Source organism: Sphingobium sp. SA916 (assembly GCF_002894065.1).
Taxonomy (GTDB): domain Bacteria; phylum Pseudomonadota; class Alphaproteobacteria; order Sphingomonadales; family Sphingomonadaceae; genus Sphingobium; species Sphingobium fuliginis.
Window position 1 is genome coordinate 1 of sequence record NZ_LXYF01000058.1, and the last position, 21,817, is coordinate 21,817.

A 21,817-nucleotide genomic window follows, 5' to 3' on the forward strand; every position below is an offset into this window, starting at 1 on the left:
CCGCAGGCGGGAGGGGGCTAGGGGGTGGGCTGGCGCGACATCAGCGTGAATTTTCAACGGCTAAGTCAGAAGCTCGCTACGCTCGCGCCCACCCCTAACCCCTCCCGCCTGCGGGAGGGGAATGTCTTGGATTGGCCAATAGCGCTCATTTCGGTCTGTCCTGCTCCGCACGCGGCACATGGCCGCTCATGGCCGATCCGGCATCCGGGGCGAAGCGCCGGTTCACGAAGAAAGCCGACAGCGAGATCAGGGCCACGGCGACCAGCGCGGCGGAGAAATCCTCCCGGTGGGGCGTGGCCGATCCGCGGACGGCCATGCTCGCCTCAATCGCGACGGAGGCGGTGCAGATGCCCAGCGACAGCAGCAATTGCTGGAATGTGGAATAGAGGCTGGACGCACGGCTGATCCGCGCCGCCTCCACGCCTTCATAAGCCACCGTGTTGTAGACCGAGAACTGAAAGGACATGAAAAAGCCCGCCAGCGTCAGGACCGCCATCATCAGCGGCACCGGCCAGTCCGCCCGGAACGCCGCCGCCAGTCCGTAGCAGAGCGAGGACAGCAGGCCGTTCACGATCAGGCTGCGCCGGAAGCCCAAGCGGCGCAGCACCGGGGAAACGATGGCCTTCGACACCAGCGATCCCACCGCCGTGGCGAGCATGATCGCGCCGCTCACCGCCGCGCTGAAGCCGAATCCCACCTGGAACATCAGCGGCAGCAGGAAGGGCTGCGCGCCCTGGGTGATGCGGGTCAGCGATCCGCCGATCAGCGACAGGCGGAAGGACCGGTCGCGCAGCACGGTGAGGTCCAGCAGCGGATCGGGCCGGCGCGCCGCATGGCGGACATAGGTTCCGGCCATCACGCCCGCGACGGCGAGCAGCAGCAAGGCCTGCCCCAGCCGCCCCGGCTGGCTCGCGCTTTCGCACCCGAGCAGCAGGGTACCGAGGCCGGCGGCGCAGATCAGGAAGCCCGGAATGTCTGCGCGTCCCGGCGCATCGGCGCGGCCATTGTCGATATGGAGGGAGATGGCGGCGATCCCCGCCAGCCCGACCGGCAGGTTGACGTAGAATATCCAGCGCCAGTCCAGATGGGTGACGATCAGCCCGCCGATGGGCGGCCCCAGCATCGGGCCCAGCAGCGCGGGCGTCACCAGCCAGGCGGTCGCGGAAACCAGATCCTGTCTGCGCGTGACGCGCAGCAGGGCGATCCGCCCCACCGGGGTCATCATCGCCCCGCCCGCGCCCTGCACGAAGCGGGCCATGCCCATCTGGGCTGCCGATGTCGAAAAGGCGCAGAGCAGCGAGCCCGCCATGAAGACCAGTATCGCCGCCCGCAATACCGACCGCGCGCCGAACCGGTCGGCCAGTCGGCCGCTCAGCGGGATGAAGGCCGCCACCGCCAGCAGATAGGCGGTCAGGACCAGACCGAGGGCATTGACCGGTTCCCGGAAGTCCCGCGCGATGGTGGGCAGCGCGGTGGTCAGCACGGTCGCGTCGATCTGCTCCATGATCATGGTGCTGGCGACGATCAGCGCGACGACGCGGTAATTGCCCCGGCTGGAACGATCTGCGGATGGAGCGGCCGTGCAGCCGCCGCTCATGCCCCCTGCGATGCCATGAGGCCGTCTTCCGGGAGGCAGAGGGGCGCCCGCATCACGGCTTCGGGCTGGTGGACGGGGGTATCGATCCCCTCCATCCGCGCCTTGATCTGAAGGGCGAGATGCAGCGAGTGGAAGCGCGACTGGGCCAGATTGCCGCCATGGAACCACAGCCCCTCCTGCCGGGTCGGCTTCCACATGTTGCGAAGCTCCCCCTCCCAGGGACCGGGGTCCATGGTGGTGCCCGATCCCAGGCCCCAGCAGCGGCCCACCTTTTCAGCGACCTCCCGGGAGATCAGCATCTCGGCCCAGCCGTCCATCGGGCCGTAGCCGGTCGCGTAGACGATCGCGTCGGCCGCCACCTCGCTGCCGTCGGTCAGCACCAGGCCGCCGGGGGTGATGGAGGCGACGCCGACGCCGCTCCGCACCCTGACCTCTCCGTCGCAGATCAGGTCGGAGCCGCCGACATCGATATAATAGCCCGAGGCGCGGCGCATATATTTGCCCGCTATGGCCGTCCCGTCCTCCCCGAAATCGAACTGGAAGCCGGATGCCGCCAGCCGTTCGTAGAAAGCCGCGTCCTCCCGGCGTATGCGGTCGCAATTATGGCGGTCCATCGCTTCCTTCAGGCGGAAGGGCGTGGATGCGGTGATCAGGTCGGCCCGGTCGGTATCGATCCCTGCCGCGATCCCCTTCTCCGAATAGGGGCCTTCTTCGGAAATGCGGCGCAGCGCGCTCGCCTTGATGACGGTGGTGGGCGACCGCTGGATCATCGTGACCTTCGCGTCGTTCGACCAGAGGTCGACGCAAATGTCGTGCGCGGAGTTGTTGGAACCCACGACCACGCAGGCCTTGCCGGCAAAGGCCGCGCCATCCGCATATTGGCTGCTATGGCACTGCACCCCGCGAAAGCTGTCCGCGCCGGGGAAGACGGGCATGTTGGCGATGCCCGACAATCCGGTGGCCAGCACCAGCTGCGCCGGGCGCAGGACCATTTCCCGCCCCGCCCGGTCGACCGTCACCGTCCAGCGTTTCGCGGCTTCGTCATAATGCGCCCTGGTGCAGCGGGTGGAGCCCCAGAAGTCCAGTTCCAGCACCCGGGCATACATTTCCAGCCAGTCGCCCATCTTGTCCTTGGCGGTATAGACCGGCCAATGGTCCGGGAACGGGATATAGGGCAGATGGTCGATCCAGACCGGATCGTGCAGGTAGAGCGACTTGTAGCGGCTGCGCCAGGCATCGCCCGGCTTTTCCAGCGCATCGACGATGAGGGTCGGGACGCCGAGCCGCTTCAGCCGCGCGCCCAGCGCCAGCCCGCCCTGGCTGCCGCCGACGACCAGGCAATAGGGCTGCACCTCCGTACCCAGCGTCCGGGCGGTCACGGCCCGCGCCTCCGACCAGGTTTCCCGGTCCTTGATGGCGCGATGGACGACGCCCTCCGGCCGGCGACGCCCGCCCGGCTCCTCAAAACCCTTGAGTTCCTGCAGGGCGGTGAGCAGGGTGAAGCAACGGCCGTCCTTCAGCCGGACATGGCCCTTGCCCCGGCCCGCGCCGGTCTCGAAATCGAACCAGCCTTCGATCAGCCCGTCCCTTTCGGCGGCGGCGCCTTCCGGGCGCGCGGTGAAGGGGAGGACGGGATCGGCCTGCGCGTCCAGCATTTTACCGATGGCCTCGCGCCCCTCCATCGTCGCGATGTTCCAGGTGAAGGCGACCAGGTCGCGCCAATAGCATTCGTCGGGCGCGAAAAGAGCAAGGACGGCGCCGGTGTCGCGGGCAGCCAGCGCGGCCTGAAATCCGTCGAGCCAGTGTTCCAGCGCCCGGTCATGCTGTCCGCTCTTCACCTTCTGCTCCTCTTCCGCCCCGCGCACGGCGGACCCTCAACCTGCCATCTTCGGTGGCAAAATCCCATCGGCGGAAAAAATAAGTATTCTGGCGCGAGTATAACCAAAGGTGATCGGACAGGGCGTCATGCCCTATTCTATGTTCTTGTGAGAGAGCGGCGGGAAGGCATCCCCCGCTGCGACAATAGCGCCGGCAGGGACAGGACGACGGAATTGGCGATGACATCCGAAGAAAAGATCATGCTGACCCAGCTCCTGCTCGCCAATGCGACGGACTATTGGTATGAGGTGGACGTCAATGGCGGTCTGGACACCCGCGACTATTATCTGGAGGACGCCACCTTCTTCAACCTGAAGGGGCGCGAGGCGATCCATCAGTTCTACGTCTGGCGGCAGAGCCGGGGGCCGCGCGTCAACCGCCATGTCATCGCGAATTTCCGCGCCGAGCTGATCGAGCCCGGATTGGCGCGCACGAACAATGTCATGATGCTGTTCGCAGGGGACGGGACGCCGGTGCTGCCCTCCCACGCGCCGATCCAGATCGCGGAGCAGATCGACCATCTGCTGCTGTGCGAGGATGGCCGCTGGCGTTTCCGCACGCGGGAATTCGTCAACCTGTTCAAGAGCGACACCCCGACCACCGTGCCGCCGCGTGCGTGGTATGAGAAATGGAGTCCCGGTAGCCTGAAGGATTGATGCGACGAGTGCGGGTGCGGGCGGAATGCGGGCGAAGGACGGTCAGTGAAGCGCGAACAATGTTTCATCGCGGGTGAATGGGTCGGCAATGGGGAGTGGATCGCGGTCGACAATCCGGCGACGGGCGGGATCATCGGCCGCGTTCCGGCGCTGGGGCGGGAGGAGAGCCGGCGGGCGATAGGGGCGGCGGCCATGGCCATGCCCGCCTGGGCGGCGCGCCCGGCCGGCGAAAGGGCCGCGATCCTGCAACGCATCGCCGCCCTGATGCTGGAGCGCGCCGACGATCTTGCCGCGCTGCTGACCGAGGAGCAGGGCAAGCCGCTGGCGGAGGCGAAGGGCGAGATCGCCTATGCCGCGTCCTTCTTCCAATGGTTCGGGGAGGAAGCGAAGCGCGCCTATGGCGACATCATTCCCGGTCCCATGCCGGACAGGCGCATCATGGTGCTGAAGCAGCCGGTGGGCGTCGTGGCCGCGATCACCCCCTGGAACTTCCCCGCCGCCATGGTCGCGCGCAAACTGGCCCCGGCGCTTGCGGCTGGGTGCGGGGTGGTGCTCAAGCCTTCGGAACTCACGCCCTTCACCGCATTGGCGATAGCGCAGATCGCTGACGAGGCGGGCGTGCCGCGGGGGCTTCTCAACGTCGTGACCGGCGACGCGCGGGAGATCGGGGCCGAACTGACGGGCAATCCCGTGGTCCGCAAGATCAGCTTCACCGGATCGACGGCGGTCGGGCGGCTGCTGATGGAGCAGGCGTCCCGCAGCATCAAGAAACTCAGCCTGGAACTGGGCGGCAACGCGCCCTTCATCGTCTTCGACGACGCCGATCTGGATGCGGCCGTCATGGGCGCGATCCAGTCCAAATATCGCAATGCGGGCCAGACCTGCGTCTGCGCCAACCGCTTCTATGTCCAGGCGGGCGTCTATGACGCCTTTGCCGGGAAGCTGGCCGCCGCCACGGCGAAGCTGCGGGTCGGCGAAGGAACCCGCACCGGCGTGGACATCGGTCCCCTGATCGACGAACGGGCCGTCGCGAAGGTCCAGCGGCACGTTGACGATGCCGTGGCGAAGGGCGCGCGGATCGTGCTGGGCGGCGGCCCCGCCCCCGACGGCCCGCGCTTCTTCACCCCGACGATCCTGCGCGACGTGAAGCCGGGCATGCGGGTGCTGGAGGAGGAGACCTTCGGCCCCCTGGCGCCGCTGGTGAAGTTCGATGACGACGCCGAAGCCATCGCCCTTGCCAATGACAGCGAATTCGGACTGGCCGCCTATTTCTACGCGCGCGACGTCAACCGCATCTGGCGCGCGGCGGAAGGCATCGAATCCGGCATTGTCGGCATCAACACCGGCCTCATTTCGACCGAAGTGGCGCCCTTTGGCGGCGTCAAGCAATCGGGCATCGGCCGGGAGGGGTCGCGTTACGGGCTGGATGATTATCTGGAGCTGAAATATCTCTGCCTGTCTCTTGCTTGAACCGGGGCCGCATTTGTGAGAGACAGGTTTGTGACCGGTACCAAATCGCTTTCGGGGCCAGGGCCCTGCGCAATTGACAGGAGAAGATGATGTCCAGTCATTCGACCATGTTGGACAGGAACGATATGCTGACATGCACGCCGGTCCATCCCCATTTCGCCGCGCGGGCGGAGGGGATCGACCTGCGCCGGCCGCTGACGGAGGAGCAGAAGGCGGCGGTCAAGGGCGCGATGGACCGTTATGGCGTGGTCGTCTTCCCCAACCAGATGATGAGCGACGACGAACAGGCCGCCTTCGCCGAACAGTTCGGCACCATCGAGGAGACGCCGACGCTGGTCGACCAGGAACGACGCCGCATCGCCAATATGAAGATCAACGACATCTCCAATCTGGGCCCGGACGGCCGGATCTGGGGCGCGGACGACCGGCGGCGCATGTATAATCTGGGCAATCTGCTGTGGCACAGCGACAGCAGCTTCAAGCCGACGCCGGCCTATTGGTCGATGCTCCAGGCCCGCGTCATCCCGCCGGTCGGCGGCGCCACCGAATATATCGACACCCGCGTCGCATGGGACCATCTGCCGGACGAACTCAAGGCCATTGCAAAGGACCTGATCGCCTGTCATTCGCTGATCTATTCCCGTGAGCAGATGGGTTTCGACGCATTCAGCCCGGAGGAGGTCGAACGGTGCACGCCGGTGCCGCAACGGCTGGTGCGGCTGCACAGGGAATCCGGGCGGCTTGCCCTCTACCTCTCCGCCCATATCGGCGCCATCGAGGGCTGGCCCCGTCCCGAAGCCATGGCGCTGATCCGGGAACTCACCGAATTCGCGACCCAGCGCCCGTTCGTCTATGCGCATCAATGGGCGGTCGGGGACCTCGTCATCTGGGACAATCGCTGCACCATGCATCGCGGCACGCGCTATGACGACAAGAAATATCCGCGCGACATGCGCCGGGTGACGCTGGAGGACAGCGCCCCCACTTTGGAACAGCCGATCTGATAAAGCCGATCTGGCAGGGCATGCGCCCGGAAGGAAGACAGAATGACCGTTGGAACGGTAAGCGAGGCCATTGTCGCCCGCCTCGCGGAAAAGGGCGTGCGCTTCATCTTCGGCGTGCCGGGGGGCGAGTGCAATCTCGACTTCATCGCCGCGGCGGAGAAGCAGGGCATGCGCTTCATCCTGACGCGGACGGAGACGTCGGCGGCGATGATGGCCTGCGTCACCGCCGAAATCACCGGAGCGCCCGGCGTGGCGATGACCACGCGGGGACCGGGCCTTGCCGCCGCCGCCAATGGCGTCGCCTATTCCGATCTGGATCGTGCCGCGATGCTGCTGATCGCGGACGGCTATGAAGACGACCAGGCCTATATCAGCCATCAGCGGATCGACCAGACGGCGATATTGGCGCCGATGCTGCGCGCTTCCTCCAATCTGCGGAACGGCGATCCCATGGCGGAGGTCGACCGGCTGATCGACGCCGCCATGGGCAATCCGCCGGGCCCCGCCTATCTGGAGGTCGCCGGTTCCTTCATCCGCCGCCGGGCCGAAGCGGCGCCCGCCCCCCGTTCCGCGCCCCGCCTTCCCGCAGCCCACCTTCCCGCGCCGGGCCCATCCGCGCTGGCGGAGGCGAAGAGGCTGGTCGCCGCGGCCCGCCGACCCATCCTGCTGGCGGGGCTTCAGGCGCGGTCTCCGGATGGAACCGCCGCCTTGCGCGCCTTTGTCGCCGCGACCGGCTGTCCCGTCCTCACCACCTACAAGGCGAAGGGGGTGGTGTCGGAAAATGCGCCGCTCGGGCTGGGCCTCTACGCCAATGGTGTGCCCGAACAGCCGTTGATCGGGTCGGCCGACCTCATCATCCTCTACGGCTTCGATCCGGTCGAGGGACCGCCGCAGCCCTGGCGCTATGGCGCTGTTCCGACGGTCGAACTCACCAACCACGCCTATGAGCATCCGCTTTTCGCGCCGACCGCATCCGTGGTGGGCGACATAGCCGCTTCCATCGCCGCCCTGCACGATGCGACGGACAGCAGCGGGTGGGAGCCGGGAGAGCTGGCGCGGCGCAAGGAAGCATTATGGGCGGCGGCGCAGATTTTCGGCGGCAGCGGCATTTCCCCGGCGGCGCTGGTCCGCGCGGCGCGTCAGGCGGTGCCGGCGGACAGCCGCATCACGATCGACGCGGGCGCGCATATGCTGCCGGTGCTGCATATGTGGCGGTGCGACGAACCCAACCAGTCCCTGATCTCGCGAGGGCTTTCGACCATGGGCTTCGCCATTCCCGCGGCCATCGCCGCCAGCCTGGCCGATCCGGGCCGCACCACCGTGGCCTTCACGGGGGACGGCGGCGCGATGATGTGCCTGGGCGAACTGGGCACCGCCGTGCAGAGCGGCGCGAAGCCCGTCGTCGTCCTGTTCAACGACTCCTGCCTGACATTGATCGGGGCCAAGCAGCGGCGGCGGCAACTGGCTCCGGCGGGGGTGGATTTTTCCCACACCGATTTTGCGCAGGTGGCCGCCGGTTTCGGCTGGCACGCCCGCCGGGTCGATGAGGAAGGCGGGCTGGCCGGAGCCTTCGCCGATGCGCTGGCGAGCGGGCGTCCGGCGCTGATCGACGTGACGATCGATCCGGCGACCTATGACGATCAGATTCTGGCTATTCGGGGGTAGGAACCGGGCGGTTTGGGTGGGGGCGTGCCTCTAAAGGCTTGGTTTTCCTTTGGGGCACGCCCCCACCCTCGGTCCCCTCCCCTGAAGGGGAGGGGAAGAGCCGACATCGCGGCTGCGATCTGGCCGGATGGCCTCTTCTCACCCGGCCAGATAAGCGCCGTCCACCGGGATGATCGCCCCCGAAACATAGCGCGCCGCGTCCGAGGCGAGATAGACCGCCGTTCCTGCAATCTCGTCCGGCTGTCCCTGACGGCGCAGCGGCGTCCTTGCGAGGATGGCGGCTTCGCGGTCGGCCGTCTTTTCCCGGTCCGGAACCAGCGTGGTTTCGATGAAGCCGGGGGCGATGGCGTTGACCCTGATCCCCTCCCCGCCCCATTCGACCGCCAGCGCCCGGGTCAATTGCATCACCGCGCCCTTGGACGCGGCATAGGCCGCCGCATTGGGCGCGGCGACGAAGGAGCGGATGGAGGCGAGGTTGATCACCGCCCCCCGGGTGGCGCGAAGCTGCGGATGGAAGGCCCGGCACATGTTGAACGGGCCGCCGACATTGATCGCCAGCGTGCGGTCCCATTTTTCCCGCGCGCCCGGCTCATCGATGCGGCCGGGATAGATCACCCCGGCATTGTTCACCAATATGGAGACCGGGCCGACATCCCGCTCCAGCCGCGCCGCCAGCGTTTCGCATGCAGCGGCATCGGAAACGTCCAGGCCGAAGGCGGTGGCCTGGCCGCCTGCGCCGGCGATGGCCCGCGCCGCTTCGGCGGCTTCCCCCTCCTGCACGTCGGTCAGCACGACATGGGCGCCCGCTTCGGCCAGCCCCTGTGCAATCGCCCGTCCAATGCCGCGCGCCGCGCCGGTCACAACGGCAATCCTCCCATCCAGCCGCATCTTCGATCCTTCCTGAAAAATAGGGCTCATATCGTGATTTTTATGGTTGTTACCGGTATCGCATCCGCATAGTCTTTCGGCAAGCCCGAATAGCGGTTCAAACCATCGGCAGAGGAGATCATCATGGCAACGGAAGATTATGAGCGCGGGCTGGCGTTGCGCAAGGAAGTGCTGGGGGCCGACTATGTCGAACGGTCCTTCGCCAATGCCGACGATTTCAGCCGTCCCATGCAGCAATTGTCGACCGAATATTGCTGGGGCAGGATATGGTGCCGGGAGGGATTGTCCCGGCGCGACCGCAGCCTGCTCAACATCGGCATGATCAGCGCGCTCAACCGACCCCATGAGCTGAAACTGCATGTGAAGGCGGCGCTGACCAACGGCCTGTCCCGCGATGAGATACGCGAAGCATTGCTTCAGGTGGCCATTTATTGCGGCGTGCCTGCAGGGCTGGATTCGACGCGGATCGCGCGGGAAGCCTTTGCGGAAGTGGATCAGGCGGCGGAGTGAGGCGCGGGAATTCAGCCCGACCCCGGTGAAAGGTTCGCAGTCCGCTCCTGAAATATCGTGCAAAAAAGCCTGTCCTGGGCCTGTCGAAGGATGGGGCCGGTTTGCTGCCTGAAAGGATGCGGCAACGGAAAACCCGAGCGTGCGCTCTGGAGCAGATCCGATCCGGCTGCTTCGAAAACCCTCTAGGAACTGGCGCGCTGGACGATTTCGAAGCCCAGGTCGATGGTCGTCACCGGCATGGTGCGTTCCTCGATCCGGTCGAGGATCATCTGAGCGCTGCGCCGGCCGATCTCATATCGGGGCAGGCGCAGCGAGGTGATCGCCGGGCTGACGTGGCGCATCAGGTCGAGATCGTCGAAGCTGGCGATGGCGAGCCGGCCGGGCACCGCCCATCCCCGCCTGTCGCATTCCAGCAGCGCGCCGACGGCCAGCACGTCGCCCGCGCAGAACAGCGCGTCGGCGTCCGGCACATTCGCATCGATATAGGAAATGGCCTCCGTCCCGCCGCCGAAACCGCGGGAGACGGCGACCACATGCTTGCGGTCGGATTTCTGCCCGATCTCCGCCAGGGCGTCCTGAAAGCCGCGCTGGCGTTCGGCGGCGCGGGGATTGGCGGCCAGCCCGGCGAAGACGATCCGCCTGTAGCCGAGCCGCGCCAGGTGCAGCGTCATCGCCTTGGCGGCGGCGCGGTTGGAATAGCTGACGACCATGTCGACCGGATCGACCGGGAAATCGCCATTTTCCACCACCGGCGTGTCCGACGCCTTCAGCATCCTGACCGCCGTGGGCGAATGGTTGGTCGAATGCAGGATCAGCCCGCCCACGCGCTGCGCCAGGAAGGCGGCGATCACCTGCTCCTCATCCTCTGGATCGTCGGAGCTTTCGGCCACCATCAGATGATAGCCGAGCGGACGAAGCACGTCCGATATGCCCTTCACCGTCTGGGAAAAGATGGAGTTTTCCAGGCTGGGCAGGACGAGGCCGATGACGTTGGAGCGGCGCGACGACAGGCTGCGCGCCAGATGGTTGTGGACATAGCCCAGTTCCTGCACCGCCTCCAGCACGCGATTGCGCAGCGTTTCATTGACGGATTCCGGGCTGTTCAGCGCGCGCGACACCGTCATGCGGGAGACCTGCGCGCGTTCCGCGACGTCGCGCATCCGGATCGTCCCATTGGCTTTCTTCGATACCGGCAAGTGGCTCCTCGTTTCGCATCGTTTCATGCGGAGGGATGCGCTCCGCAGATGGAAGCTCGTTACCGTAACTTGGCGGGGCGTGCCATGATAATCTGACGGCGCGCGCGGTCCCCCGCGCCGCGCAGGCCGTCAGTCCCCTTCAATCCTCCAGGCCCAGCAGCCGCAGCGCGTTGGTCGAGATCATCTTGCGGATGTCCTCGTCCGAATAGCCAAGGCCGATGCAGTTGCGGATCACGCCCCGGAAGCCGTCGACCGGGCGGTCGTTGCCCACCTGTCCCAGGTCGGACGCCAATATGGTGCGGTCGACCGTCCCCGCCCTGATCAGCGCGTCCAGCTCCTCCGGCGGGAACATCGCCTGTTCGCGGCCGATCATCTGGATGAACATGCACAGCGAATGTTCGATATAGGCGCCCATCGTCACCAACTGCCTGATGTCGTCCAGCGAGGCGCCGATGATGAAGGTGGGGTGATTGACCAGCAGCCGCCTGACGCCGCGCTTCCGCGCTTCCTCGAACACCGGGAAGATTTCGGAGATATGGAGGTGGCCGCCGGACAGGATGACGTCATGTTCCGCGATGATGTCGAGTATCTCCTTCACCTCGTCCTTCAGCGCGCCGTTGGCGTCGAGCGGCGTCAGCGGATCGGGCGGCAGCAGCGGCTTGCTGGTGTGGGGGAAGCCCTTTTTCCGCTTCTGGTCCGCCTCGACATGGTTCTTCGAGGCGAAGGTCGGCATCCACACCAGCCGGGCGCCGAGGGCAATGCCGTGATCGACGGCATATTTGTTGAAGCCGCCGGTGGTGTTGTTGAGCGGCACGCCCGAAAACAACTGCACCTTCAAATGGCCGTGCGTCCGGTTGAGCAGTTCGGTGATCGGCGTGGCGGAATAATAATGATCCTTGATCAGCATGGCGCGGAAGCCCGCGTCCGCCGCATCCTGCAACGCCTCCATATGGTCGAGCGACCGGGGCATGACCGACGGGCCGCTATGGCAATGCATGTCGACCGCGCCGACCAGCAGGCTGGAAATCCGATCCTCCAACGCCTGATCCGCGACATTTTCGTCCAATAGTGAAACCATGTTCGCCTCTTTGCTTTCAGCGCCCCAACGCATTTCTCGTGTCGTCCATCAATCTGCGCGCCGCATGCGCGAACAGGGTCGTGTCGGCGCTGATCATGACGAAGGAATAGCCCGCCTCGCGGCAGCGCACCGCTTCCTCCGGCGTCTGCACGGCGGTGCCGCAGGGCACGCCCTTCGCCCTGGCGGCCGCCAGCACCTTCGCCTCCAGCCCGCGCAGGGTCGGGTGCGATCCGGGCAGGCCCGAACTCAGCGCCAGATCCCCGAAGCCGATGAACACGGCATTGAGCGCGGGGGCGGCCAATATGCCCTCGATCTGCTCCAATGCGCCCATATCCTCGATCTGCACGCCGCGCATGACATGGTTGCGCCCCCGCTCCAGATAGTCGGCCGCGCTGTCCAGCCCCCAGCGGGCCGCACGCGAGGTATAGCCCATGCCCCGCGACCCCAGTGGCGGGAAGGCCATGGCCGCCGTCACATCCGCCGCGATCTCCGGCGTCTCCACCCGGGGGACCAGCAGCCCGTCTATGCCCGCGTCGAGCAGCCTCTGGACCGCGCCGCCGCTGCGGTCCGGCAGGCGGGCCATCGCATAAAGCCCCACCGCCTGCGCCGTGGCGATGGCCTGATAAGCCGACTGGAAGCTGTGCGGCGCATGTTCCATGTCCACCACGGCGAAGTCGAAACCGGCATGGCCGATCAGTTCGACCGTCTCCAACGAGGGAATCTTCGCCCAGGTGCCGACAAGGAATGCGTCCTTCGCCTTCAGCCGATCGATCAAGCTTGGTTTGCGATCCAAAATATCCCTCCTATTGCGCCGGCATCGGATAGTCGCTCTCGTTCAGCACCCATCCGGGCTTCAGCGAGAAGTCGAGGCGCGGCGGCGCGAAGATGTCGACCAGTTGATTGACGTCCGAATGCCAGGTGGAGGTGTGGATCACCTGCGCCGGGATCACCGTCACCGATGGCGAGTCCACCCTGGCATGGACATCGTCATGCCATTTGTTCATGTCCACGGCCCAGGGCCAGCGCATATGGTGCCGCCATTCCCCCTCCAGCGCGAGCGAACATTGTTCGAAATCGTCATGATGGTGCGGCGACACCCTGGTGAGATCGCGCGGTCCCTTCTGCCTGTTGGGGATGTTGAGCATGATCGTGGTGCAACGCCAGATGCGGCCGAACCGGCCGCCTTCGACCGGCACGTCGAGCGAATAGTGGCGGACCCTGTACCCGTCGGGCGGTTCCGGCCATGGCCGGAAGGGCGGGATGTTCGCATGCCGATCCGCATAGGCGTCCGCATTGGGGCATTTCGCCACCAGATCGGGCGACTGGGCGGAGAAGATGCGGACGACGCGCCCGCCCTTCTCCAGCACCAGCCGGCTGTCCCCCGGCGGCATGACGAACAGCGCATATCCCCCGCTCCGTTCGGTCCGGTCCCCTGCGGCGGCGATGGCGGGGGTGTCTTCATCGGGCAGCAGGACCATATATTCGTCCGCCTGCCCGGTCCGTTCGAAGACCGCGCCGGGCAGCGCCTCGCTATAGGCGATGACGAAATTCTGCCCCCGCACATACCAGCTTCTGCCGCGGGCATCCTCCTCCACCGGCGGATCGCGGTAGAACAGGCCATATTCCGCGTCGTAGAGCCGGTCCACCGGCGCGGCCCCGGCGGGCGAGCCAGCCAGTGTCGAACGAAGGTCGGTCTTGTCGTACATCGATTACCTCCAGTACCCGCCCCATATCGTCACCACCGCGTCCGCACCCCGATCTTGAAGAAACGCCCGATCGGATCGAAATGCAACGGATTGCCGATCAGCCGCAGTTCCTCCGGCTGGTCCTTGTCGAAGACATTGTTCACCGTGGCGAAAATCTCGAAGGACTCGTTGACCTTCAGCGTTCCCGTCATGTCGAGATAGAAGCGCGAGGAAATATGGTTCTCGCTGATGCTGTTGGGATCGTTGATGTCATAGCCGTCCTGTTCCGGCCCGATCTTGGTCGGGTCCAGCAGGGCGCGGGGAATGTAGCGCCCGTGGAAGGTCATGGACCAGGTCGGCCGCGAATAGGTGATCACCCCGTCCAGTTTCCAGCGCGGCACGCCCTGGATGTTCGTCACCGATCCGGCATTGCCGGTCCAGTTGTCGAGCTGGGTCTTCACCCCGGTCGCGTCGATGGTCGACAGGTCGATCACATAATTGCCGTTGACCTGGAAATTGAAGTTCCCGCCCAGAGCCGGCACCTGGAAGTCGGAGACGAGTTCCAGACCCTCCGCATGCAGCTTGCTGAGGTTCTGGAAATTGGAGAAGACGGTGTTGATCGACCCGTTGGGATTGAACTGGATCAGGTTGCAGAGCAGGTTCTTCTGCTTGCAGGCATTGGCGATCGCGGTGCCGGTCAGGGAGTCGATCGCGCCTTCCACCTTGATGTCATAATAGTCGATCGACAGGTTGAAGTTGCGGATGAAGGACGGCCTCAGCACCACGCCGGCGGTGAAGGTGTCGCCCTTTTCCAGGTTCAGTCCCGGATTGCCGCCCGTCACCACGAACTGGCTGGTCGTGCCGCCCACGAACGGATCGGGCAGCGGGAGCTGGATCGTCGTGGCGTTGGGGCTGGATTCGCGGGCGGATGGCGCCCGGATGTCGCGCGAGCGTGTCACGCGGAAGGTGATGTCGTCGATGGGGCGGTAGACCGCGCCCAGCTTCCAGGTGGTGGCGTCGCCGAAGGGATCGTAATGCGTCTGGCGGATCGCCCCGTCGACATCGAGCGACCGCCCGAGCGGAGAGTCCTTGAGCAGCGGGACGGCGACCTCCACATAGCCTTCGACCACGCTGGTCTTCGTGAAGGGAAGCGCCGAGCCGTTGGCGGCGATGAACCGTCCCGCGGCCGTATTCGGATCGACCTCTCCCTCCGCCGTGTCGCGGCGCCATTCGCCGCCCAGCGCGAGTTTCACGTCGCCGGCCCAGGTGGAGAAGAGCGAGCCGCGCAGGTTGACGGCGGCGGCGTGCTGTTCGAACCGGCGGGTCTGCCATTCGGGCACGATATAGCGGTCGATGGCCGCCTGGCTGATATTGCCGAAGCCGAACAGATTGATCGGTATGCAGCCATTGGCCGGGTTGGCGATGGTGGACCGGCAGATCGGCGTGCCCGCCGCTATGCCCGGAAGGCCGGCGGGCGCGGACACCACGTCCAGCGCGTTGTTCCATTCGGCCAGGCGGTTGTTGTCGGCGCCGACCCGGCTGTCGACGCGGCCATAGGTGTAATAGGCGTCCCAATCCCACTGGTCGGACAATTGTCCCTTGAGAGCGAAGGCGCCGCGATAGGTATCCACCTTGCTCGTCGCCTTGGACAGGCTGCCCAGCGCCCAGCTTGAGGAATTGATGACCAGATGGGTGATCGCCGGATCGGCGGCGAGGATGGTCGCGCGGGTCGCATCGGACACATAGGGATTGTTGATATTGATCGCGACACCTGCGTCGAGCGGCGCGGAACGCGCGGTCGGACCGCCCGTGACCTTCGAATACATGAATTCGACCGAAGCCGTGATGGAATCCGTCAGTTCATAATCGGCATGCACCGTCCCCGACACATGCTTGGTCGGCACCATCAGCGGCAGCGGACTGAGGCCCAGCGCATAGGGCTGCGTCGGGTCGTCGAGCTGCTGCAATATGCCGCTCAGATAATTGCCGAACTGATAGGGGACCAGATTGCCGTTGGAATCGAACTGCTTGCCGCGCAACGCATTGGGCAGGGAGGTGGCGCCGGTGTTCAGCACCTGCTGACCCAGGGTGATCGTGCCGCCCGTGCCATTGGGCTTGCGCGCGCCGACGACGATGCCGTTCTCATTATAGACGAAGGACGTGCCCTGAAGGACCAGCGTGGCCGGAAGGCCGTTGGTGCTGGTCCGGGTGGCGGTGTTATAGCCGGGATTGGGCACATAATTGGTGTAGCGCGTGCACCAGCTCCGTTCCTCGCACGGGCCGATGCCGCCTTCCCTTGCATATTCGATCGCCGCGACGACATGCCCGCGCCCGCCCGCGAAATCCGTGCCGCCCGCCGCGCCGACGAACAGGCTGGAGGCGTCGCCCCGCTGGCTGATGCCATAGCTGGCATTCGCCTTGAAGCCGTTGAGCTTCGTATCGAGGATCAGGTTCACGACGCCCGACACGGCGTTCGCGCCATAGGCCGCCGAGGCGCCGCCGGTCACCACTTCGGTCCGCTGGATCAGCATGGAGGGGACGCCGTTGATGTCGACCGTGCCGTCATCCGCGCTGGGCACGAAGCGGCGGCCGTCCACCAGCGTCAGCGTCCGCGTGGCGCCCAGCCCGCGCAGGTCGAGCGTGCGGGCGCCGATATTGCCGGACACGCGGAAAAAGGTCGAAGCCGGCGTATTGATGGGGCGGAAGGACGGAATCTGGTTCAGCGCATCCGCCACATTGTCGATCGCGAGTTGCTGAAGCCTTTCTTCCCCCACGACATTGACCGGCGTCGGCGCGTCATAGCCCTTGCGGCCGACGCGCGAACCGGTGACGACGATGTCCGCATCGCTGACGCCTGCGGCGGCGTCCGACTGCGCCTGCGGAGGATTGTCCTGCGCCATGGCCGGCGACAGCGCCGCAATGGTCGCGCATGTCAGCGCGAAGGCCGAGCTGCGGCAAAGCAATGCACCCTGCAAGTTCATTTCACCCCTCCTCCTCTTATTTTTCCTGCCAGGCGACGTCTCAACGGTGGCGGAATATGTGTTACCGGTATCTCAGAGACAGGGCGCTGTCAAATGGCGCCGGATCGGAAATTTGCGATGCCGGCGGGTCTGGCGCAGGACAGCAGCCATGATTTCAGGCCCTGGCTGCCTGTTCAAGCAAGGAAAAGCGCCTCTTCACTATGCCGCATGTTCGGCCCGTATGATCAGAGCATAATTTGTGGATATAGCATAGGACGAGATTTTTTGCTGAACCGGCGAAGCTGCGGGCGTTGCGTCGTTCCGGCGCGCCTACGGGTGGGGAATCCGCGCTCCATCAGCCTGAATGGACGGAAATTCGGGGCAGGAACAGGGACGGCGGCGCTTCTTCCGCCGCGCTTCCGCGACCATCGCGACAAAGCCGCGCGCCTGCATGCTCGGAATGTTGAGACCGGTATCATTGCGCCCGGCTTTCCGGAAGGCTAAGACGCTTCAACAAGCAAGGGCGGGAAACCGCTTCGTTTCCGATCGTAAAGGGAGAGGATCGCAAGATGGACAGCCTGACCGCTGCTCATGCCGACAGGACGGCCGCCAGTCCGCTGGAACTGCGCGTGGGGGAGGCGCTCGACAATCTCCGCACCTTTCGCGTCGGCATATTGGCGCCCTTGCTGATGGGCTTCATCATGCTGTTCGATTCCTGGGACAGCATCGCCATCGCCTATGTCATGCCGTCGCTGTCGCGCGAATGGGGGCTGCATCCCGCGATGATGGGGGCGCTCATCTCCTCGGGATATATCGGCCAGTTCCTGGGCGCCATAGCCCTGGGATCGCTTGCCGAACGGTTCGGGCGCATGCCGGTGTTCGTCGGATCGGTCCTGGCGATGGCGACGCTGGCGATCGCCTGCACGGTGGCGCCGGGGCCGGAGGCGCTGCTGGCGATCCGCTTCGTCCAGGGACTGGCGATCGGCGGGGCGTTGCCGGTATCGATCACCTATATCAACGAACTCGCGCCGACGATGACCCGCGGCCGCTACTTCATGATCTTCCAGTGGCTGTGCATGAGCGGCTATGCGGCGGCATCCCTGTCCAGCACAGTCATCATACCGGAACTGGGATGGCGCTGGCTGATCGGGCTGGGCGGCATTCCGCTGCTGCTGTTGCCGGTGGTGATGCTGACCCTGCCGGAATCGCCGCGCTGGCTGGCCCGCACCGGCCGCGCCGGGCAGGTTCCGGGCGCGCTGGCGAAGCTGGGGGGCAGGATCGACCTGTCGGACGGCGACCTGCGGCAGGCGGCGCCGCGCCTTCGGGAGCCGGCGAGGATACCGATTTCCGCTCTGTTCGCGCCGCAACAGCGCGCATCGACGATCATCCTGATGAGCATCTGGTTCACGGTCGCCTTCACCAATTTCGGGCTGACCACCTGGGCGCCGTCGATCTTCGTGACGGTTTACGGCATAGCGCTGGCGGACGCCCTGCGCTATGCGGCGGCGACGCCCATATTGTTCCTGCTCGCGACGCCGTTCATCGGTGCGACCATGGATCGGGTGGGGCGGCGGCCCTATGCGATCGGCGGCTGCCTGGCGGCGGGGCTGGCCTTGCTGTCGCTTGCCCTCTTCCGCTTCGAGACCGGACCGCTGGTGGCGCTGGTGGTGATCGGCACGCTGGGCAGCGCGCTCAGTTCCTTCATCCAGTGGCCCTATACGGCGGAGAGCTTCCCCACGCATCTGCGCGCGGTGGGCATGGGCGTTTCCAGTTCGATGGCGCGCGCCGCGTCCATGCTGACGCCGCTGTTCGTCGGCGTGATATTGAGCACCGGGGCCGCCATTTCACTGGTCTACAGCGCATTTGCGGCCTTTGCCTTCGGGGCGGCGCTGCTCTGGATCTTCGCGACCACGGAAACGGCGCGGCGGAAGCTGGAGACGATTTAGGCTCAGGGCCCGCATGATCATCTTTCCCGATCGAATCCTGCGTCATGCTGAAACAGGTTCAGCATGACGCTTCTTGGGCCATTACCCGCAGATCAGGGCGAATGGCGGATCAGAGGTTGATATTGGCCCGGCCCTTCAGCCCCAGCATCTGGCGCGCCTCCTCCGCGGTTGCGACTTCCAGGCCCAGCTCGTCCAATATCCGGCGGATCTTGAGCACCTGGTCGGCATTGCTGTTCGCCAGTTGCCCCCGGGAGATGAACAGGCTGTCCTCCAGTCCCACGCGAACGCTCGATCCCATCAGCGCGCCCATGGTGCACACGCCCATCTGGTGCCGTCCAGCGCCGAACAGCGACCAGATATAATCGCCGCCGAACAGCCGGTCGGCGGTCTGGCGCATGAAATAGACGCTGTCGGCGTCGGCGCTCATGCCGCCGGTCACGCCCAGCACCGACTGGATCAGGAAAGGCGGCTTCAGCAGCCCCTTGTCCGCGAAGAAGGCGATATTGTGGAGATGGCCGATCTCGTAGCATTCCATCTCGAACCGGGTGCCGCCCGGACCCAATGTCTCGATGATGTGGCGTATGTCGCGGAAGGTGTTCTTGGCGACCAGATCTTCCGTCGCCTCCAGAAAGGGCTTTTCCCAGTCATATTTGAAGTCGTGGCGGCTCGCCAGTTCCGACAGGTTGATGTTCATGCAGCCCATGTTGAGCGAACAGAGTTCGGGACTGACCTGAACCGCCGCGCGCAGCCTTTCCTCCAACGTCATGCCGGGTCCGCCGCCGGTGCTGATGTTGATCACCGCGTCGGTTTCCGCGTGAAGTTGCGGCAGGAACTGCATGAAGACCTCGGCAGACGGCGTCGGACGGCCATTTTCGGGATCGCGGGCGTGCAGGTGCAATATCGCCGCGCCCGCCCGGTGGGCCGCGATGCCCTCCTCGGCGATCTTTTCCGGCGCGACCGGCAGGAACGGCGACATGGTCGGCGTATGCATGCTCCCTGTCAGCGCGCAGCTTATGATGACCTTTCCCTTCTTCATATCATTTGCCTTTCCATCATCCTGTCCCTAGAGAAATTGGTACCGGTATCTCACGCCCGCGGCAAGCGACAATGGAGACCCCCATGAGCCCAATCGAACAATCCGCCCCGCCCGGCTGGCGCGTCAAGGAAGGCGCCGACGTCGATCCCTTCCAGCATCTGAACGGTCCCTTCTATATCGCGGACCCCTTCGAACCGGCGGCGGAGGAAGCCGTCCGGCTGGGTTTCCGGGTCGCGCCGCATAATTGCAGCTATTCCGGTTTCGCCCATGGCGGTTGGCTGTCATCCATTCTCGACGTCTGCCTGGGCCAGAACGCGCAGGCGGGCTGTGCCGTGTCCCACGCGCCGACCATATCGCTGTCCGTCGACTTCATGCGGGGGGCGCAACCGGGCGACTGGCTGGAATCCCGCGTCCGCCTGCTGCGCGCGACCCGGTCCCTCGCCTTCTGCGACGGCGTGCTGCTGGGGCCCGATGGTGCTGTCGCGCGCGGCAGCGGCGTCTTCAAGCTTCCCTCCACCCGCTCCGGTCAGGCGAAGTAGAAATCATGGGCGCTGCGATGGATCGCGGCGCGCACCGCCGCGTCGGGCAGCCAATAGCCAAGCTGGTCCAGCGTCTGCCGATGCGTCACCGTCCCTTCCGCCCCCACGAACGGCGCGTCGCTGCCCCAGAACAGCCGTTCCGTCCCGACCCGCTCGACATAGGCCTGCGCGAACATGCGGGCTATGTCCTGATCGGGCCGGCGGAAGCCGCCGGACAGCTTCACCCAGGCCATGCCGTCCTGACAGGCCCGGACCGCCGCCTGGAAGCCGGGGCAGTCCAGCCCCTTTTCCGCATCCGGCCAGCCGAAATGGTCGATCACCACCTTGACCCCGCTGGGCCTGAGGCCATCCAGCACCGATGGCAGACGGTGCGCCTCGACATTCACATGGACATGCATGTCCATGTCGCGCAGCCGGTGGAACAGGCGATTATAGCCGTCGGCAGCGAAATCCGGCAGGTCGGTGTGGAAAAGCTGCAAACGCACCCCCACCACCCCGTCGCGGCGCATGCCCTCCAGATCGTACATCCCGATTTCCGGATCGACGATCACGGTTCCGCGCAGGCGCCTGTGCTGCCGCAGGGCGCGGATGACATAGTCATTATAGGTTCCGAACAGGCTGGCCGCCGCGATCACCGCGAAATCGACGCCGTTGGCGTCCAGCGTGTCGAGATAGGTTTCCACCGTATAGGCATAGTCGGGCCTTTTCCACGCCCTGCTCCAGAAGGGCATGGCGGGCCCCCAGATATGGGCGTGCGTGTCGACCCGGACCTCGACGCTCATCTGGACCTCAGCGCTCATAAAGCCTCTCCGCCGTTTCATAGAGGAAGGCGCGGCGTTCGTCGGGGCCGAGTTGGGCCGCCGCCCTTCGCGCCGCCGCCGCCTTTTCCTCATAGGGCCATTCGCTCTGGCCCAGATCGGAGCCCCACATCAGCCGGTCCGCGCCGAAGACATCCGCCAGCCGCCGGATGAACGCGGCCGGTTCCGCCTTCTGGTCGGCCAGCCGCTCCATGTTGATCTCCGTGAACTTGAAGCTGATATTGGGCAGCCCTTCGAAGATCGAGATGGTATCGGCAATGCCGAAATCCGGCGGCGGCGGCATGCTGCTGTCCAGACCCGCCGCGACATAGCGCGCCTTTTCCGGGTTGGAGAGGGTGTGCGGCGTGCCGATATGATCGACGATGATCTTCAGCGACGGCAGATATTCCGCGATGAACTTCAGGGCCGGCAGCCCCCAGGACAAATGCCTGCGGAAGAAGATGATCGCCACCGGCGTTCCCAGTTCGGCCGCCGTCCGCCAGCATTCCATGGCATTGGGCGAATTCATCCAGGCGGTATCGAAGAATTCGAAATGCGTCTGGGCGAAGCGCAGGCCGCGCACGCCGTGGTTCAACACCATGTCCCGGTATTTGGCGGGCGTTTCGGGGTCCTGCGCGTCCAATATCACCACCGGCACGAAACGGTCGGGATATTTCCTGCCCGAATCGACGATATAGCTGTTGTCATAACCATAGACATGGCCGCGCTGGACAATGCATGCCTTGCCGACGCCATTGCGGTCCATCCGGTCAATCAGCCATTCGGCGGTGGCCGTGTAGTTCATCTGCGTGACATGGGTCGTGCCGCGCATGGGCGACGGCGGATAGGCGACATCGTCATCCGCGATCAGATGCGCATGGGTGTCGAAAATCGGGTCTTCTGCCATATTCA

The 21,817-nt window shown here is 65.5% G+C and carries 18 protein-coding genes; 7 read left to right on the forward strand and 11 right to left on the reverse strand.

Annotated features, from left to right (window positions below; genetic code table 11):
• Positions 1-145: 145 nt before the first annotated feature.
• Positions 146-1,597 (reverse strand): MFS transporter, encoded by a 1,452-nt coding sequence (locus A8G00_RS17795; RefSeq protein ID WP_103001314.1) that lies wholly within the window; start codon positions 1,595-1,597, stop codon positions 146-148.
• Positions 1,594-3,462, reverse strand: a complete 1,869-nt coding sequence (locus A8G00_RS17800) for an NAD(P)/FAD-dependent oxidoreductase (protein WP_253258029.1) — start codon at positions 3,460-3,462, stop codon at positions 1,594-1,596. Before A8G00_RS17800 ends, A8G00_RS17795 begins: the two co-directional genes overlap by 4 nt.
• Positions 3,463-3,654: 192 nt before the next feature.
• On the opposite strand from A8G00_RS17800, the gene A8G00_RS17805 reads away from it, so the two are divergent.
• The 4 genes from A8G00_RS17805 (at position 3,655) to A8G00_RS17820 (ending at position 8,270) form a co-directional block, all read left to right on the forward strand.
• Positions 3,655-4,131: a hypothetical protein gene (locus A8G00_RS17805; RefSeq protein WP_025551965.1), complete on the forward strand. Its 477-nt coding sequence runs from the start codon at positions 3,655-3,657 to the stop codon at positions 4,129-4,131.
• Positions 4,132-4,176: 45 nt separating this feature from the next.
• Complete coding sequence (locus A8G00_RS17810) at positions 4,177-5,601, forward strand: NAD-dependent succinate-semialdehyde dehydrogenase (protein ID WP_103001315.1); 1,425 nt, start codon at positions 4,177-4,179, stop codon at positions 5,599-5,601.
• Between the two features lie 86 nt (positions 5,602-5,687).
• Positions 5,688-6,605, forward strand: a complete 918-nt coding sequence (locus tag A8G00_RS17815) for a TauD/TfdA family dioxygenase (RefSeq protein WP_200887663.1) — start codon at positions 5,688-5,690, stop codon at positions 6,603-6,605.
• 42 nt (positions 6,606-6,647) lie between these two features.
• Positions 6,648-8,270, forward strand: a complete 1,623-nt coding sequence (locus A8G00_RS17820) for a thiamine pyrophosphate-binding protein (RefSeq protein WP_103001316.1) — start codon at positions 6,648-6,650, stop codon at positions 8,268-8,270.
• 138 nt (positions 8,271-8,408) lie between these two features.
• Here A8G00_RS17820 and A8G00_RS17825 read toward each other — a convergent pair whose 3' ends face one another.
• Positions 8,409-9,188 (reverse strand): SDR family NAD(P)-dependent oxidoreductase, encoded by a 780-nt coding sequence (locus A8G00_RS17825; RefSeq protein WP_216365637.1) that lies wholly within the window; start codon positions 9,186-9,188, stop codon positions 8,409-8,411.
• A 93-nt stretch (positions 9,189-9,281) separates the two neighbouring features.
• On the opposite strand from A8G00_RS17825, the gene A8G00_RS17830 reads away from it, so the two are divergent.
• Positions 9,282-9,668: a carboxymuconolactone decarboxylase family protein gene (locus tag A8G00_RS17830; RefSeq protein ID WP_044660637.1), complete on the forward strand. Its 387-nt coding sequence runs from the start codon at positions 9,282-9,284 to the stop codon at positions 9,666-9,668.
• Positions 9,669-9,850: 182 nt separating this feature from the next.
• Here the strand turns inward: A8G00_RS17830 and A8G00_RS17835 are convergent, their stop codons facing one another.
• The 5 genes from A8G00_RS17835 to A8G00_RS17855 form a co-directional block, all read right to left on the reverse strand.
• Positions 9,851-10,828: a LacI family DNA-binding transcriptional regulator gene (locus tag A8G00_RS17835; protein ID WP_064232704.1), complete on the reverse strand. Its 978-nt coding sequence runs from the start codon at positions 10,826-10,828 to the stop codon at positions 9,851-9,853.
• 175 nt (positions 10,829-11,003) lie between these two features.
• Positions 11,004-11,942 carry a DUF6282 family protein gene (locus A8G00_RS17840; protein WP_061938269.1) on the reverse strand — a complete coding sequence of 313 codons (939 nt, stop codon included), beginning with the start codon at positions 11,940-11,942 and terminating at the stop codon, positions 11,004-11,006.
• 16 nt (positions 11,943-11,958) lie between these two features.
• Positions 11,959-12,735 carry an HpcH/HpaI aldolase/citrate lyase family protein gene (locus A8G00_RS17845; RefSeq protein WP_065847108.1) on the reverse strand — a complete coding sequence of 259 codons (777 nt, stop codon included), beginning with the start codon at positions 12,733-12,735 and terminating at the stop codon, positions 11,959-11,961.
• A 10-nt stretch (positions 12,736-12,745) separates the two neighbouring features.
• A complete protein-coding gene (locus A8G00_RS17850) occupies positions 12,746-13,648 on the reverse strand; it encodes a hypothetical protein (protein ID WP_103001317.1) in 903 nt (300 codons plus the stop codon).
• A gap of 29 nt (positions 13,649-13,677) precedes the next feature.
• Positions 13,678-16,608 (reverse strand): TonB-dependent siderophore receptor, encoded by a 2,931-nt coding sequence (locus A8G00_RS17855; protein WP_103001318.1) that lies wholly within the window; start codon positions 16,606-16,608, stop codon positions 13,678-13,680.
• 548 nt (positions 16,609-17,156) lie between these two features.
• Here A8G00_RS17855 and A8G00_RS17860 point away from each other — a divergent pair.
• Entirely contained in the window at positions 17,157-18,533 is a 1,377-nt protein-coding gene (locus tag A8G00_RS17860; RefSeq protein ID WP_025551172.1) for an MFS transporter, read from the forward strand.
• A 109-nt stretch (positions 18,534-18,642) separates the two neighbouring features.
• Here the strand turns inward: A8G00_RS17860 and A8G00_RS17865 are convergent, their stop codons facing one another.
• Positions 18,643-19,569, reverse strand: coding sequence for a 3-keto-5-aminohexanoate cleavage protein (locus A8G00_RS17865; protein WP_061938208.1), 927 nt, complete (start codon positions 19,567-19,569; stop codon positions 18,643-18,645).
• Between the two features lie 83 nt (positions 19,570-19,652).
• Here A8G00_RS17865 and A8G00_RS17870 point away from each other — a divergent pair, with 83 nt between their 5' ends.
• Positions 19,653-20,108, forward strand: coding sequence for a PaaI family thioesterase (locus tag A8G00_RS17870; protein WP_025551176.1), 456 nt, complete (start codon positions 19,653-19,655; stop codon positions 20,106-20,108).
• Here the strand turns inward: A8G00_RS17870 and A8G00_RS17875 are convergent.
• Both A8G00_RS17875 and A8G00_RS17880 read right to left on the reverse strand, forming a co-directional pair.
• Complete coding sequence (locus A8G00_RS17875; protein ID WP_216365638.1) at positions 20,096-20,908, reverse strand: amidohydrolase; 813 nt, start codon at positions 20,906-20,908, stop codon at positions 20,096-20,098. The two genes, A8G00_RS17870 and A8G00_RS17875, sit on opposite strands and share 13 nt — an antisense overlap.
• A complete protein-coding gene (locus A8G00_RS17880) occupies positions 20,898-21,812 on the reverse strand; it encodes an amidohydrolase (protein ID WP_099186946.1) in 915 nt (304 codons plus the stop codon). The genes A8G00_RS17875 and A8G00_RS17880 overlap by 11 nt, the downstream gene beginning before the upstream one ends.
• Between the last annotated feature and the right edge of the window lie 5 nt (positions 21,813-21,817).

What these genes read in the sequence shown, in the direction of transcription:
- A8G00_RS17855 (WP_103001318.1), bottom strand. Translation starts at nt 16,608, where the DNA reads ATGAACTTGCAGGGTGCATTGCTTTGCCGCAGCTCGGCCTTCGCGCTG.
- A8G00_RS17825 (WP_216365637.1), bottom strand. Translation starts at nt 9,188, where the DNA reads ATGAGCCCTATTTTTCAGGAAGGATCGAAGATGCGGCTGGATGGGAGG.
- A8G00_RS17870 (WP_025551176.1), top strand. Translation starts at nt 19,653, where the DNA reads ATGAGCCCAATCGAACAATCCGCCCCGCCCGGCTGGCGCGTCAAGGAA.
- A8G00_RS17830 (WP_044660637.1), top strand. Translation starts at nt 9,282, where the DNA reads ATGGCAACGGAAGATTATGAGCGCGGGCTGGCGTTGCGCAAGGAAGTG.
- A8G00_RS17850 (WP_103001317.1), bottom strand. Translation starts at nt 13,648, where the DNA reads ATGTACGACAAGACCGACCTTCGTTCGACACTGGCTGGCTCGCCCGCC.
- A8G00_RS17860 (WP_025551172.1), top strand. Translation starts at nt 17,157, where the DNA reads ATGGACAGCCTGACCGCTGCTCATGCCGACAGGACGGCCGCCAGTCCG.
- A8G00_RS17815 (WP_200887663.1), top strand. Translation starts at nt 5,688, where the DNA reads ATGATGTCCAGTCATTCGACCATGTTGGACAGGAACGATATGCTGACA.
- A8G00_RS17840 (WP_061938269.1), bottom strand. Translation starts at nt 11,942, where the DNA reads ATGGTTTCACTATTGGACGAAAATGTCGCGGATCAGGCGTTGGAGGAT.
- A8G00_RS17805 (WP_025551965.1), top strand. Translation starts at nt 3,655, where the DNA reads ATGACATCCGAAGAAAAGATCATGCTGACCCAGCTCCTGCTCGCCAAT.
- A8G00_RS17880 (WP_099186946.1), bottom strand. Translation starts at nt 21,812, where the DNA reads ATGGCAGAAGACCCGATTTTCGACACCCATGCGCATCTGATCGCGGAT.
- A8G00_RS17875 (WP_216365638.1), bottom strand. Translation starts at nt 20,908, where the DNA reads ATGAGCGCTGAGGTCCAGATGAGCGTCGAGGTCCGGGTCGACACGCAC.
- A8G00_RS17820 (WP_103001316.1), top strand. Translation starts at nt 6,648, where the DNA reads ATGACCGTTGGAACGGTAAGCGAGGCCATTGTCGCCCGCCTCGCGGAA.
- A8G00_RS17835 (WP_064232704.1), bottom strand. Translation starts at nt 10,828, where the DNA reads ATGCGCGACGTCGCGGAACGCGCGCAGGTCTCCCGCATGACGGTGTCG.
- A8G00_RS17865 (WP_061938208.1), bottom strand. Translation starts at nt 19,569, where the DNA reads ATGAAGAAGGGAAAGGTCATCATAAGCTGCGCGCTGACAGGGAGCATG.
- A8G00_RS17795 (WP_103001314.1), bottom strand. Translation starts at nt 1,597, where the DNA reads ATGAGCGGCGGCTGCACGGCCGCTCCATCCGCAGATCGTTCCAGCCGG.